Raw genomic sequence first — 13,628 nt, 5'->3', positions numbered from 1 at the left:
GTAAATATATGATTTCGTCTATCAATAAAATTACGAAAATTTTGAATTGTTTTACGAATGAGGAGCCCGCTCTTGGGAATCTGGAAATCGCTCAAAAGCTGGATATGAATCCAAGTACGACACACCATCTCGTAAGAACACTGTGTCAGGAAGGCATCCTCATTCAAGATAGTCGTAAAAAATATCGCCTCGGTTGGAAGTTATTAGAGTGGAGCAATCATGTCATGTATCAGCAAGATATTTATAGCGAAGCGATTCCGATTGTAGAAAATCTCATTCGGAAATACTGCGGCACGGTGCATATCGGGATGTTCGACGCTGGCGAAGTTCGGTTTGTACTGAAAGTAGCTTCTAAAGATTCGATGCCTCTCCCTACATATGTTGGTGCGAAAAAACCAGCTTATTGTACAAGTACAGGGAAAGTGTTGTTAGCATTCAATCCTTCTTTCGTACAACCTACATTGTCTATGGGGCTGTTGCAACGGGCACCGAATACAATCACGTGTGTCGACAAGTTGATGGATGAGTTGAAGCAGATCCGGAAACAGGGATATTCGATTTCTAATAATGAGAATGAACACGGGATGTATGCAGTAGCTGCTCCTATTCAGTCCTATACGGGACAGACCGTAGCTGCGCTCAATATGGTTGGACCGATTGCTTACATGCAAGGAAGGGAAAGCCGGACAATCATTCAGAGTGTCGTGAAGACAGCTCAGTCCATTTCAAATGAATTGGGTTATATCAGCGTTTTATGACAGCGCTTACAAAAAATCGAGGAGGAATATCATGTCTGTTAAAGCAAATAAAACAAATTTGAATAGTAGAGTCGGTAATTTGATGAAAATCATTGAGGATAATAAAGATCTTTTAAAACCACCGGTGAATAACAAAGTCCTTTGGGAGGACTCTGAGTTCATTGCCATGCTCATAGGTGGACCGAATAAAAGACGAGACTTCCACGTCGATCCTTCTGATGAATTCTTCTATCAGGTAAAAGGCAATTGCTATGTGGAATGCATCAATGACCAGGGTGAAAGAGAAGTTGTCACTGTGGGTGAGGGAGATATCTTCATGCTTCCTGCACATGTTCCTCATTCTCCCCATCGGACAGCGGACTCTTACGGAATTGTATTAGAACGGAAACGCGGCGAAGGGGAGCTCGAAGATTTCGTTTGGTATTGCGATAACTGTGACCATGAAATGCATCGGGTCACTGTTCAGTTGACGAATATCGAGACACAGGTCAAAGGAGCGATCGAACAATTCAACAGTAGTGAAGAGCTCAGAAAGTGTGACAATTGCGGTCATATGATGCCTGAAGAAGCAGATGAGTGGAAATGAGAATAGATTTTCATACGCATGTCATTCCACATGACCTACCTGATTTCATGGAAAAGTACGGACAGGAACGTTGGCCGGTCTTGAAACAGACATGTGCATGCGGTGCCAATATCATGGTCGGTGGAAAAGTGTTCAGAGAGGTCACGGATCAAGTTTGGAGCCCAGAAAAGCGAATTCAAGATATGGATCGTGAAGGTGTAGATATCCAAGTTCTCTCACCTATTCCGGTAACATTCTCTTACTGGGCACCAACGGATGCAGCACTTGAAATGGCTCGGATTCAGAACGATTTTATTTCTGAAACGGTAAAACAAAGACCAGACCGATTTCTCGGGCTCGGGACTGTTCCAATGCAAGACAGTGCAGCTGCAATTCAAGAAATGGAACGCTGTATAAATGATCTTCATTTGTATGGCATTGAAATCGGAACGAATGTGAACGGAGAAAACTTAGATGCTCCGGAGTTTCAGGAATTTTTCCGTATGGCAGAGGAATGGAATGTTCCGTTGTTCATCCATCCATGGGAAACGCTCGCCAAAGACAGAACGCCAAGGCATAACTTCATGTATACCGTTGGCATGCCGAGTGAGACCGCTTTGGCAGCAGCAAGTCTCATTTGGAGCGGCGTGATTGAGAAATTCCCTAATCTGAAGATCTGTTTTGCGCATGGAGGAGGATCGTTTCCTTATATCCTACCGAGGTTGGATCAAGGGTGGAAAGTATGGCCACACTTACGGCTTACAACTCATCCACCGAGCCATTATGTGAAAAACTTCTATTTTGATTCTCTGAACTACGATCCGTTGAACATCCAATATTTAATAGATCGTTTCGGATATGAGCGGGTCATGATGGGTTCTGATTATCCGTTCTTGTTGAGGGAGATCCCTCCAGGCAATGTGATTGATGAAATGACGAGTCTATCGGATGAACAGAGGAATGCCATTTTAGGCGGAAACGCTTTGAAATTCTTAAATGTAAACGAAAAGAGGCGGACAAATGGAACAGAAAGTACTGACACCGGAAGAGAAGCTGCAAAGTCTGGGACTTCAACTTAAAGCGGTCCGACCTTCTGCAGGAAATTATGTCAGTCACGTCCGGGTCGGTCAACTGATTTTCACTTCTGGTCAAGGTGTGGATGAGTATCATGGCAAGCTCGGGAAAGACCTTACCTTGGAGGAAGGTTATTACGCTGCTAGACAATCCATGCTCAATTTGCTCAGCGTCCTTAAATATGAACTGGGTGATTTGAGTAAAGTGAAAAGGGTCGTGAAGTTGCTGGGATTTGTGAATAGTACAGAAGATTTTACGGACCAGCCAAAAGTGATGAATGGAGCTTCCGACCTGCTTGTTGAGGTGTTCGGAGAACGCGGGAAGCATGCCAGGTCTGCGTTAGGGATGGCGCAACTTCCGAATAATACAAGTATTGAAATCGAGATGATCGTTGAAGTTGAGGACTAAATGGTGGCCATCGTGTCACCATTTGTTTTTCAGAAGAGAAGGAGGGTTCAATCCAAATGCAAGTGAAAGAGAAAATCCTAAAGGAAGTAAAGCCGATCAATTGCAGGCATTTCATAGACGGCAGTTATGTTGATTCTATTAATATGAAAACCTTCGATAATATCAACCCGGCAACTGAGGAAGTGATGGGGAAGGTAGCAGAAGGCGGGAAAGAAGAAGTTGACCTAGCTGTAGCTGCAGCGAAAAGAGCTTTGAAAGGTCCGTGGAAGGACTTCACTACGCAAGAGCGTTCAGCGGTTTTACGTCGAATCGGCGATCTGATTTTAGAAAGATTAGAAGAATTGGCTGCCTTAGAAGCGATGGATACTGGAAAACCTTATCAAATGGCGCTTGAGGTCGATATCCCGAGGGCAGCGTACAATTTTCATTTCTTCGCAGACTATCTGACTTCAATGGGAACCGAAGCTTACCAGCAGGATCAGACGGCACTCCATTATTCCATCCGTAGACCCGTCGGGGTTGTCGGGATGATCAACCCGTGGAATCTCCCGATGCTGTTGTTGACTTGGAAGCTCGCTCCTTGTTTAGCGGCTGGAAATACAGCTGTGATGAAGCCGGCAGAATGGACGCCGATGACAGCGACTGTGCTTGCAGAAATTTGTAAGGAAGCAGGTGTACCCGACGGCGTCATTAATCTCGTCCATGGCTTCGGGCCAGATTCAGCTGGTGCAGCAATTACGGAACACCCTGATGTAGATGCGGTCACTTTTACAGGCGAAACGAAAACAGGGACTGCGATCATGAAGGCAGCTGCGTCTACACTGAAAAAATTATCTTATGAACTGGGTGGAAAGAATCCGAATATCATTTTTGCTGACTCAGATTTGGATGAGGTCATCGACACGACATTGAAGTCGAGTTTCATGAATCAAGGGGAAGTATGCTTATGCGGTTCGAGAATTTATGTGCAGCGTCCGGTTTATGAGGCGTTTTTGGAAAAGTTTGTGGCTCGAACGAAGGAACTTCTCGTCGGGGATCCGTTCGTTGAAGGGACCAAAGTTGGTGCAGTCATCAGCAAAGAACACTACGAGCGGGTCAACGGTTATATCGAGCTTGCGAAGGAAGAAGGCGGCACCGTGTTGACGGGTGGTGACCGGCCTGAAGGTCATGAGAAAGGTTTTTACATCAAACCGACCATCATTACAGGGCTGACACGGGATTCCCGTTGCGTCCGTGAAGAGATATTCGGACCAGTCGTAACCGTACTGCCGTTTGATTCGGAAGAAGAAGTGATTGAGCAAGCCAATGATACGCATTATGGTCTCGGCACGACGATCTGGACGAATGATCTACGCCGTGCCCATAGAGTCGCTCACCAGATTGAAGCAGGAATCATATGGGTGAACACCTGGTATCTGCGTGATCTCCGAACGCCATTTGGCGGCATGAAGCAAAGCGGGATCGGTAGAGAAGGTGGTATGCATAGCTTTGAATTTTATAGTGAGTTATCCAATATTACGATCAAACTCTAGTAATCAGGTTCATGAAAACCAGAAAGGAATGGATGATGACAGAACGTGTGATAGAGCTTTCAGAGCATTTAGTGACGGCAGAAAAAAACCGAAAAGGCGTTAAGCCACTAACAGAAGTATACCCTGATCTTGATATCCATGAAGCTTATCAAGTGCAGCTGATGAATGTAAGGCGGAAGACGGAGTCAGGCCAAAAGATTATCGGGAAGAAAATTGGACTCACATCAAAAGCGATGCAAGATTTGTTAGGGGTGGGAGAACCGGATTATGGGCATTTACTTGATACGATGGCCATCGAAAATGGTGGGGAGATCACATCCGAACTTGTCCTTCAACCGAAAGTGGAAGCAGAAATCGCTTTTGTTCTACGTAAAGACTTAAATGGTCCAACAGTGACAGCTGAAGATGTATATGAGGCAACCGCTTATGTGGTACCAGCTCTGGAGATCGTGGACAGTCGTGTAGCAGATTGGAAAATTAAACTGGCTGATACGATTGCTGACAATGCTTCTTCCGGATTATATGTATTGGGCGATAACAAAGTACCGGTTCGCGCGGTGGACCTACCGTCGATACAGATGATCCTGTATAAAAATGGTGAAGAGGTGAACTCAGGAACAGGGGCTGCTGCACTTGATAATCCTGCAAACTGTGTTGCTTGGCTGGCGAACAAGCTATCCGATTATGGAGTGTCACTCAAAGCGGGTGAAGTCATTCTGTCAGGAGCCCTTTCTGCGGCAGTGGATGCGAGACCAGGGGATGAATTCAAGGCAACGTTCAATGCACTAGGAGAGGTGACGGTTCGGTTCACTTGATTCGAGTTTACTAGAAAGGAAGTGATCCAGTGTCAAAAGTGAAAGTCGGAATCATCGGCTCTGGAAATATCGGAACAGACCTTATGTTGAAGCTCAGGCGTTCAAAAACGCTTGAACTGACAACGATGATCGGAATTGATGCGAATTCTGATGGATTACGCAAGGCAAGAGAACTCGGCTATGAGGTCATTGTTAACGGGATAGAAGGTTTTATGGAACAGCCCCATTTAGCAGAGATTCTGTTTGATGCTACTTCGGCAAAAGCGCACCAACACCATGCTGAATTGCTGAAATCGATCGGGAAACAGGTGCTTGATTTGACCCCTGCTGCGGTCGGACCCTTTGTCGTTCCCCCCGTCAATTTAGGGGACTATTTGGAAGAATCGAACGTGAATATGATTACTTGTGGTGGACAGGCTACCATTCCGATCGTTCATGCAGTCAATTCAGTGTGTGATGTGGAATATGCGGAAATCGTTGCAACCATTGCAAGCAAGAGTGCTGGACCAGGGACGAGAGCGAATATTGATGAGTTCACCATTACGACGGCGAGAGGCATTGAACAAATCGGGGGAGCAGATAAAGGGAAAGCGATCATCATCCTGAATCCTGCTGAACCTCCCATTATTATGCGGGACACGGTTTATTGCTTGGTCCGAGGTCAGATGGATGAAGAAAAGGTTACTTCTTCAATTCAAAAGATGGTTCGTAGGGTCCAGGAGTATGTGCCGGGTTATAGACTTCGAAGTGAACCGATGTTCGATGGAAATAAAGTGACTGTGTTTCTTGAAGTGGAAGGAGCCGGTGATTACCTTCCGGCGTATGCTGGGAATCTCGATATCATGACGGCGTCCGCTGTTAAAGTGGCTGAGGAATTAGCGAAAAACAAGATGGTCCAGAAGGCATGATTTTTACAAGAAAGGAGTTCTGATATGAAGCAGCGGGAGGTAACGATTACAGAGGTTGCACTTCGGGATGGCAGTCATGCGATCGGTCATCAATTTACCGTGGATCAGGTGAGAGAAGTTGTGCAAATGCTGGATGATGCGAATGTGCCATACATTGAAGTTTCTCATGGTGATGGAATCGGTGGATCTTCCTTGCAATATGGTTTGTCGGGTACCGATGAAATGAAGTTGATTGAAGCAGCTGTTTCAGTTAGCCGACAAGCGAAAATCGGCGTACTACTTTTACCTGGCATTGGTACAGTCCATGAATTGAAAGAAGCCGCAAACATAGGCGCGCGAATGGCTCGGATAGCCACACATGTGACAGAAGCAGACGTTTCTAAGCAGCATATCATGTTGTCAAAAGAATTAGGGATGGAGACGGTCGGATTTCTGATGATGGCGCACATGGTTCCGGTTGAAAAGCTTGTAGAGCAAGCCAAGCTGATGGAAAGCTATGGAGCGGATACGGTCTATGTCGTTGATTCTGCTGGTGCGATGCTGCCACATGAAGTGAGAGAACGGATTCGTGCCTTGAAAAATGAAGTGTCCATTCAAATCGGTTTCCACGCCCATAACAACCTATCCCTTGCAATGGCGAACTCAATTGCGGCCATTGAAGAAGGAGCGACATGGATTGATGGAAGTGTCCGTTGTTTAGGTGCAGGCGCTGGCAACACCCAGACAGAGGTGCTTGTTGCGGTCTTGGATCGATTAGGAATCCAAACCGGAATCGATTTATACAAAATGATGGATCTGGCAGAAGAGGCTGTAGCGCCGATTCTCCCTAAACCACAGGAAATTACGAAAGGCAGCCTTGTCCTTGGTTATGCTGGTGTCTACTCCAGTTTTCTCTTACATGCCAACCGTGCTGCCGATAAGTTCGGGGTTGATGCACGGGACATTCTTGTAGAACTAGGAAAGCAACGGGTAGTCGGTGGACAAGAAGATATGATTCTAGATGTAGCAAGTGATTTGGCAAATAGAAAAACACCGATTGGATAGAAAGGAGAATGGAAATTGGATTTAAAACAATTAGCGGAAAGAATCGATCAACATCAACGGACAGGCAGGGATATGGATAAAGTGACCATTGAACATCCCTCACTGAATGTGAATGATGCTTATGATATTCAGAAAATGTGTATAGACTTCGCACAAGAACGTGGAGACAAGATGGTCGGTTGGAAGATGGGTTTGACGAGCAAGGCGAAGCAAATTTCAGTTGGAGTCGATGAGCCGATCTATGGAAGATTGACGCAATCGATGGAGCTGTCAGAACCTGTTCTTCACATGGACCAACTGATCCATCCTCGTGTTGAACCTGAAATCGCCTTCGTATTGAACAAGGAATTAGGAGGGGAACATGTCACACCACGGGATGTGTGGATGGCGACCGAATGCATTTTCCCTGCTATTGAAGTCATTGATAGCCGTTACAAAAACTTTTCGTTCACACTGGTTGATGTGATTGCAGATAATGCATCCTCAACGAAATTCATCTTAGGAGACCAAGCCTTTTCTCCGTATCATACTGCATGGGATGAAATGGGTGTGGCCATGTACCGGAACGGAGAAATGCTCCATTCTGGAACAGGCGCAGCTGTACTAGGTCACCCTGTCAGGTCGGTTGCGATGCTCGCTAAGATGTTGAGTCGGACGGAGCAAACCATCAAGCCTGGTATGGTCGTTCTTGTCGGTGGTTTTACAGAGGCGATTGATGTGAACAGTGGGGACCATGTAGAAGTCCGATATGAAAAATTAGGTTCATTGAACTTAGACATCAAGTGATCGGAGGATGAATAATGCCTATCGCACAAATTCACATCCTGGAAGGTCGCAGTAAGGAACAGAAGCGGACATTGATTAAAGAAGTGACAGAAGCGATCCATAGAAGTACCGGTACCGATATTGAAAGAATCCGTGTGTTGCTATATGAAATTCCAAACGAGAATTGGGCAACGGGCGGTGTGTCGAAAGAGGAAAGCAAGATGAATCATTCATGAAATTCTCTATACTCCTAAGAAATACATAAAAAATATTGGGACATGGGTTGTTGAATCTCTAATGAAAATGGAGGGGTATGAAATGAGGAAGGTCGTTAAAAGTGTTTCATTGTTGGTTATAGCGCTTATGGTCATTCTGTCCGCGGCATGTAGTAATGATGGGGGCTCAGAACCAGCCAACGCAGACTCGGATCAAACGTATAATTTCAAACTCGCTCACATAACACCGCCAAGTCATATGTGGCACAAAGCAGCTGAAAAATTCGCAGAGGAATTGGACGAGCGCTCGGATGGTCGGATGCAAATGGAAATCTATCCGTCCAGTCAGCTAGGAACGGAAGCGGATATGGTTGAACAAATTTCTGCTGGCTCAGTGGATTTCGGATTTATCACTGCAGCGTATATGAGTTCTCGGTCTCCTTCTTTTGCAGCCTGGTTCACGCCATATGCTTTCAAAGATCTTAAGGAAGCGAATGAAGCGCGTGACAGTGAAATAGCGAAGAAAATCTTAGGTACATTAGATGAGCAAGGCATGGTAGGTCTTGATTACTTTTTCGCTGGACAACGCGTCATGCTGTCTAAAGATAAAAAGATTGAAAAGCCGGCAGACATGGATGGACTTAAGCTGCGTGTAACACCAAGTCCGCCAATGCAGGACTTCTACACTTCATTGGGTGCATCTACTGAAGGTCTTCCACTTCCAGAGGTCTATTCCGCTGTACAAACTGGCGTCATTGACGGGATGGATATGGACCTGGATGCAACCATCACGAACAAATACTTTGAAGTTGTAAAGTATGGTGCCGTGACGAACCACATGGTTTGGCCTGCGGTAGCAATCGTCAATAAGAATACGTTTGAAGGCATGCCTGAATCGGATCAGAAAATCATCCAAGAAGCGATTTCGGCAGCAGCAGAATATGCGGCTTTGACGAGAGCGGGACAAGAAGAAGAATTCAAACAAACGCTTAAAGATGAAGGAATGGAGATCTATGAAATTGATTCTTCACTCTTTGATCCATATAAAAAGCAATTTGATGAAAAGTACGGAAAGAAAGACCCTCTCATTCAAGAATTCATCGACACCTTCCGTGACTAAGCAATCCTAAAGGGGGTTATCTTATGAAAGCTTTGAGCAATGGCATATCACTGCTCGAAAAATATATATCCATTGTTCTGATGTTTTCAATGGCTGTCATTGTGACATTGGCTGTGCTGTTCAGGTATGTGTTCAATGCACCTCTATCGTGGGCGGGTGAAGTGTCTATTTTTCTATTAATTTGGGTCAGCTTTATTGGAGGGAGTCTGGGACTGAAGTATAGGTCCCAGGCTGCTGTATCCATTGTCATGGATTACTTGCCGTTAAAGGTAAAACAAGCGGTTAGCATTCTAGGACACTTGTTGATGCTCGCCTTTCTCCTATTGATTATCTACTATAGTTTCCAGTGGGTGTTATCACCAAGCGTAGCATTTCAGAGATCCACCTCTTTATTACTTCCGATGTGGATTCCGTATTTAGTCGTTCCCGTCGGGTTGACCTTTGCATCAATTCATTTAATTGCGAACTTGCTTGAGGTCGTCAGAGGGGATGTTGCGCAATGACGTTTGTCGTAATTCTGATGTTTTTCGTGTTCCTGTTTATGGGCATACCAATTTCACTCGTGTTAGGAATGACGACGATTTTGTATTTCTTTGTGATGGGGAATACGGTGTTGTTATCTTCTACCCCGATGCGTTTGTTTTCGGGGCTGGATAACTTCGGCTTACTTGCCATACCTCTCTTTATGCTTGCGGGAGAACTGATGAATGGAGGGGGCATCACTACAAGACTAGTAAAGTTCGCGAAAGTACTGTTCGGACATTTTCGAGGCGGACTAGCTTACGTAACGATTGTAGCCAACATGTTTTTGGCTTCGATTTTGGGGTCGGCGAATGCTCAAGCTGCAATGATGAGTAAGGTAATGGTTCCTGAAATGGAGAGGGAAGGGTATAAGAAGGAATTTTCTTCAGCTCTGACCTTGGCTTCATCCATCGTAGCACCGATCATTCCGCCAAGTATGATCTTCATCATCTATGGGACGTTGTCTGGTACGTCCATCGGTGGGTTGTTCATGGCCGGGATCATTCCAGGCATCATGTACGGGATCGGGTTCATTTCACTGATTGCTTTCCTAGGTTACAAATACAATTTTCCGAAGCATGAACGGTCAAAAGGCGCAGAAATCCTCAGGAGTAGTTTAAACGTCATTCCAGCTTTGCTCGTACCGTTCATCATCATTTTTGGAATATTAAGTGGAGCCTTCACTGCAACAGAATCAGCTGCGATTGCCTGTGTGGTCGCTTATCTGGTAGGGGCCTTCTTTTACAAGGAGTTGGGTGTTCGGAAATTACCACAAATTCTCGTAAATACTGTAATCAGTACGGCGACTGTCACGTTTCTGATTGCCATGGCGAACATATTCGGCTGGATGATCGCATTTGAACAGATTCCTCAAATGATATTGGATTCGATGCTGACTTTGTCGGATAGTCCGATTGTATTTTTACTGTTGGTGAATTTGTTCTTATTGTTGCTCGGAGCGGTTTTGGATGGGATCGCTGCACTCATCATCCTTGTTCCTGTCTTCATGCCTTTGTTGACAGCCTTCCAAATCGACCCGATCCACTTTGGCGTTATTATCTGTATCAACCTGACAATAGGGTTGTTGACCCCTCCTGTAGGAACAGGTCTTTTCATCGTCTCCTCTATCGCAGAGGTGAGGTTTGAACGTCTGGTCAAAGCGACCATGCCGTTTTTAATCATGGGCATTCTGATCTTATTTGTCATCACCTATTGGGAAGATGCGGTGCTTTGGATACCGAATATGTTCAACCTTTAAAAATTGCTGAAGAAGACAACGAGCTTGAATAAATCGAGCTCGTTGTTTTTTTATATGTTTTCCTATGAAAATTCCTCGTTTACTACCCCTAAGCAACAGGGAACGAGACGACTGAAAACGATTTTCAGCATGTAATTTGGAAAGGAGAATTCATTGTGGTAACACCTTATAAGCACGAACCCTTTACTGATTTTACAGTGGAAGAAAATATAAAGGCTTTTGAAGAGGCTTTACAAAAAGTGAAAGCAGAATTAGGAGAGAAACACGATCTGCTCGTCAATGGTAAAAGGATTCGTACAGAAGATGAGATTGTTTCCCGCAATCCGGCCGATACTGACCAAGTTGTCGGTCACGTCTCTAAAGCGGATCAGAAGATCGCCGATCAAGCAGTAGAAGCAGCTTCAGAAGCTTTCGAGAGTTGGAGGAAATGGGATGAAAGAGCACGTGCTGAGCTACTATTCCGTGCAGCAAGCATCATCCGTCGCCGCAAACATGAATTTTCCGCTTACTTGGTTTATGAAGTGGGTAAACCATGGAAAGAGGCCGATGCAGATACTGCCGAAGCAATCGACTTCCTTGAATACTATGGTCGCCAAATGATTCAGTTGAAGGAAGGGAAACCGGTTGAAAGCCGTCCAGGTGAACAAAACCGATACATTTATACGCCTACAGGTGTATCTGTCGTCATTCCACCTTGGAATCTCGCATTCGCTATCATGGCAGGTACAACAGTAGCGCCGCTCGTAACCGGAAGTACAGTCGTGATGAAGCCGGCAAGCAACAGTCCAGTCATTGCGGCAAAATTCGTGGAAGTACTTGAAGAAGCAGGTCTACCGAAGGGTGTATTGAATTTCGTCCCTGGAAGTGGCGGAGAAGTAGGTGACTACCTGGTCGACCATCCGAAAACATCGCTCATTTCCTTTACTGGTTCACGGGATGTAGGAACACGGATCATCAAGCGTGCTTCTGAAATCCAGGAAGGCCAGAACCACTTGAAACAAGTGATTGCTGAAATGGGTGGTAAGGACACTGTTGTCGTTGATAACCAAGCTGACTTGGAAACAGCTGCTGACGCTATCATCGTGTCCGCTTTCGGTTTTTCAGGACAAAAATGTTCATCAGGGTCACGTGCAGTCGTCCATGAGGATGTGTACGACGAAGTGCTCGATATGGTGAAAAAACGGACGGAAGAATTAACGGTAGGAAATGCGTCAGAAGAAAATGTCTATATGGGTCCGGTCGTTGACCAAAGTGCCTTTGACAAGATAATGAGTTATATCGAGGTCGGAAAAGAAGAAGGACGTCTGGTCACGGGTGGTAAAGGTGATGATTCCGTAGGATATTTCATCGAACCTACCATTTTTGCGGATCTCGATCCTCAGTCCCGAATGCAGCAGGAAGAGATATTTGGTCCTGTCGTCTGCTTTACAAAGGCAAAAGATTTTGATGAAGCAATCGAAATCGCCAACAATACGGAATATGGTTTGACTGGCGCCGTTATTTCAGATAACCGTGACCATCTTGAAAAAGCGAAATACGATTTCCATGTAGGGAATCTCTATTTCAACCGTAATTGTACAGGCGCAATTGTCGGTTATCAGCCTTTCGGAGGGTTCAAAATGTCAGGAACGGATTCCAAAGCCGGCGGTCCGGATTACTTGATGCTCCATATGCAGGCTAAGACCATCTCTGAAAAATACTAATAGTAAAAATCCACCAGCAGGGTAAGCTTGGACTTACCCTAACTGGTGGATTTTTTTGTTTACGATACGGAAGCGTTTTGCTTTCGCTGTATAAGATCGATCGTGAATTTGCCGAGTAAAGTTACGACATACAAGCCGAGTGCAATCATGCCTGCGATATTGAAGTTAAACAGTTCGAACAGAATACCGACAAGGGTCGTGATGTAGAGTAGGCCAAAGTATTTTTGGATCTGGTCATTGGAATAAAAGGATGTCAATTTCGCACCGACCTGGCTTCCAAACAACGCCCCTATAACTAACAAGAGTCCGATCATATAGTTGATATCGATGGACACTGAATAGGAGATGAAACCAGCTGTTACAATCATCAAGACGCTGACTAAGCTTGTCCCCACCGCTTTTCTAGGCTGAAAGCCCATCAAAGAGATCATGAAGGGTACCATTACGAAACCGCCGCCTACACCTAATGTGGCAGACATGAGCCCACCAAAGAATCCGATTAAGAGGGTTTTCAGAATTCCTGGTTTCCCCATCTGTTCTAATTTCTTTTTGTCTTTCTTTTTCAATAACGAATAGGCAAAGTATCCAATGATGACCGCATAGATGATTGGGATGATCGTTTCGTCATATCCCTTTTGATCAAGCCATAACACGAAAGGCTTTGCAAACTGGGTTGCGGTCACACCGCTGGCTCCGAGAATGAGGGCGGTTTTCCAAACGACGTTGTTCATTTTGAAATGCGCCCATACGCCAGATACAGACGATCCGATGGCGTACATCAGGCTTGTCGTGATGGCAACGACTGGCGCAAATCCGACCAACATGAGTACCGGAGTGAGGATGAATCCGCCTCCAATTCCAAAATAGCCGGACAGAATACCGACCGCAAAACCAAGTATGATATATATAATTTCCATTAAAAAGCTCCTCTAAGTTCAGCT

The 13,628-nt window shown here is 45.2% G+C and carries 15 protein-coding genes; 14 read left to right on the top strand and 1 reads right to left on the bottom strand.

Annotation, left to right across the window (positions count from 1 at the left end):
* Positions 1-8: 8 nt before the first annotated feature.
* The 14 genes from ACSVDE_RS14215 (at position 9) to pruA (ending at position 12,687) form a co-directional block, all read left to right on the top strand.
* Positions 9-758 carry an IclR family transcriptional regulator gene (locus ACSVDE_RS14215; protein ID WP_226547256.1) on the top strand — a complete coding sequence of 250 codons (750 nt, stop codon included), beginning with the start codon at positions 9-11 and terminating at the stop codon, positions 756-758.
* A 31-nt stretch (positions 759-789) separates the two neighbouring features.
* The gene (locus ACSVDE_RS14210) at positions 790-1,344 is read left to right on the top strand and encodes a 3-hydroxyanthranilate 3,4-dioxygenase (protein ID WP_439301525.1); all 555 of its coding nucleotides are present in this window, start codon (positions 790-792) and stop codon (positions 1,342-1,344) included.
* Positions 1,341-2,402: an amidohydrolase family protein gene (locus ACSVDE_RS14205; protein ID WP_439301524.1), complete on the top strand. Its 1,062-nt coding sequence runs from the start codon at positions 1,341-1,343 to the stop codon at positions 2,400-2,402. Before ACSVDE_RS14210 ends, ACSVDE_RS14205 begins: the two co-directional genes overlap by 4 nt.
* Complete coding sequence (locus ACSVDE_RS14200; protein ID WP_439301523.1) at positions 2,344-2,805, top strand: RidA family protein; 462 nt, start codon at positions 2,344-2,346, stop codon at positions 2,803-2,805. Before ACSVDE_RS14205 ends, ACSVDE_RS14200 begins: the two co-directional genes overlap by 59 nt.
* A gap of 56 nt (positions 2,806-2,861) precedes the next feature.
* The gene (locus ACSVDE_RS14195; protein WP_439301522.1) at positions 2,862-4,337 is read left to right on the top strand and encodes an aldehyde dehydrogenase; all 1,476 of its coding nucleotides are present in this window, start codon (positions 2,862-2,864) and stop codon (positions 4,335-4,337) included.
* A 35-nt stretch (positions 4,338-4,372) separates the two neighbouring features.
* A complete protein-coding gene (locus tag ACSVDE_RS14190) occupies positions 4,373-5,152 on the top strand; it encodes a 2-keto-4-pentenoate hydratase (RefSeq protein ID WP_439302010.1) in 780 nt (259 codons plus the stop codon).
* A 29-nt stretch (positions 5,153-5,181) separates the two neighbouring features.
* The gene (locus tag ACSVDE_RS14185) at positions 5,182-6,060 is read left to right on the top strand and encodes an acetaldehyde dehydrogenase (acetylating) (protein ID WP_439301521.1); all 879 of its coding nucleotides are present in this window, start codon (positions 5,182-5,184) and stop codon (positions 6,058-6,060) included.
* Between the two features lie 24 nt (positions 6,061-6,084).
* Positions 6,085-7,104 (top strand): 4-hydroxy-2-oxovalerate aldolase, encoded by a 1,020-nt coding sequence (gene dmpG, locus ACSVDE_RS14180; RefSeq protein ID WP_439301520.1) that lies wholly within the window; start codon positions 6,085-6,087, stop codon positions 7,102-7,104.
* A 15-nt stretch (positions 7,105-7,119) separates the two neighbouring features.
* Entirely contained in the window at positions 7,120-7,890 is a 771-nt protein-coding gene (locus tag ACSVDE_RS14175) for a 2-keto-4-pentenoate hydratase (protein WP_439301519.1), read from the top strand.
* Positions 7,891-7,904: 14 nt separating this feature from the next.
* Positions 7,905-8,105: a 2-hydroxymuconate tautomerase gene (locus ACSVDE_RS14170; RefSeq protein WP_439301518.1), complete on the top strand. Its 201-nt coding sequence runs from the start codon at positions 7,905-7,907 to the stop codon at positions 8,103-8,105.
* Positions 8,106-8,187: 82 nt separating this feature from the next.
* Positions 8,188-9,204, top strand: a complete 1,017-nt coding sequence (locus tag ACSVDE_RS14165) for a TRAP transporter substrate-binding protein (RefSeq protein WP_439301517.1) — start codon at positions 8,188-8,190, stop codon at positions 9,202-9,204.
* A gap of 23 nt (positions 9,205-9,227) precedes the next feature.
* Positions 9,228-9,707: a TRAP transporter small permease gene (locus ACSVDE_RS14160; RefSeq protein ID WP_439301516.1), complete on the top strand. Its 480-nt coding sequence runs from the start codon at positions 9,228-9,230 to the stop codon at positions 9,705-9,707.
* Positions 9,704-10,984 carry a TRAP transporter large permease gene (locus ACSVDE_RS14155; RefSeq protein WP_439301515.1) on the top strand — a complete coding sequence of 427 codons (1,281 nt, stop codon included), beginning with the start codon at positions 9,704-9,706 and terminating at the stop codon, positions 10,982-10,984. The genes ACSVDE_RS14160 and ACSVDE_RS14155 overlap by 4 nt, the downstream gene beginning before the upstream one ends.
* A gap of 155 nt (positions 10,985-11,139) precedes the next feature.
* On the top strand, positions 11,140-12,687 hold the full coding sequence (pruA, locus tag ACSVDE_RS14150; protein WP_439301514.1) for an L-glutamate gamma-semialdehyde dehydrogenase: 1,548 nt from the start codon (positions 11,140-11,142) through the stop codon (positions 12,685-12,687).
* Between the two features lie 59 nt (positions 12,688-12,746).
* On the opposite strand, the gene ACSVDE_RS14145 is transcribed toward pruA, so the two are convergent.
* Positions 12,747-13,604, bottom strand: coding sequence for a sulfite exporter TauE/SafE family protein (locus ACSVDE_RS14145; RefSeq protein ID WP_439301513.1), 858 nt, complete (start codon positions 13,602-13,604; stop codon positions 12,747-12,749).
* Positions 13,605-13,628: the final 24 nt, after the last annotated feature.

This window comes from Pseudalkalibacillus sp. Hm43 (genome assembly GCF_051842935.1).
Lineage (GTDB): Bacteria > Bacillota > Bacilli > Bacillales > Fictibacillaceae > Pseudalkalibacillus.
Note: the sequence above shows the minus strand (reverse complement) of the source record. Positions and strands in the feature narration are given on the sequence as shown.

Excerpts from the sequence above, each read along its gene's own strand:
- ACSVDE_RS14215 (WP_226547256.1), top strand. The coding sequence starts at position 9 with ATGATTTCGTCTATCAATAAAATTACGAAAATTTTGAATTGTTTTACG.
- ACSVDE_RS14210 (WP_439301525.1), top strand. The coding sequence starts at position 790 with ATGTCTGTTAAAGCAAATAAAACAAATTTGAATAGTAGAGTCGGTAAT.
- ACSVDE_RS14205 (WP_439301524.1), top strand. The coding sequence starts at position 1,341 with ATGAGAATAGATTTTCATACGCATGTCATTCCACATGACCTACCTGAT.
- ACSVDE_RS14200 (WP_439301523.1), top strand. The coding sequence starts at position 2,344 with ATGGAACAGAAAGTACTGACACCGGAAGAGAAGCTGCAAAGTCTGGGA.
- ACSVDE_RS14195 (WP_439301522.1), top strand. The coding sequence starts at position 2,862 with ATGCAAGTGAAAGAGAAAATCCTAAAGGAAGTAAAGCCGATCAATTGC.
- ACSVDE_RS14190 (WP_439302010.1), top strand. The coding sequence starts at position 4,373 with ATGACAGAACGTGTGATAGAGCTTTCAGAGCATTTAGTGACGGCAGAA.
- dmpG (WP_439301520.1), top strand. The coding sequence starts at position 6,085 with ATGAAGCAGCGGGAGGTAACGATTACAGAGGTTGCACTTCGGGATGGC.
- ACSVDE_RS14170 (WP_439301518.1), top strand. The coding sequence starts at position 7,905 with ATGCCTATCGCACAAATTCACATCCTGGAAGGTCGCAGTAAGGAACAG.
- ACSVDE_RS14165 (WP_439301517.1), top strand. The coding sequence starts at position 8,188 with ATGAGGAAGGTCGTTAAAAGTGTTTCATTGTTGGTTATAGCGCTTATG.
- ACSVDE_RS14160 (WP_439301516.1), top strand. The coding sequence starts at position 9,228 with ATGAAAGCTTTGAGCAATGGCATATCACTGCTCGAAAAATATATATCC.
- ACSVDE_RS14155 (WP_439301515.1), top strand. The coding sequence starts at position 9,704 with ATGACGTTTGTCGTAATTCTGATGTTTTTCGTGTTCCTGTTTATGGGC.
- ACSVDE_RS14145 (WP_439301513.1), bottom strand. The coding sequence starts at position 13,604 with ATGGAAATTATATATATCATACTTGGTTTTGCGGTCGGTATTCTGTCC.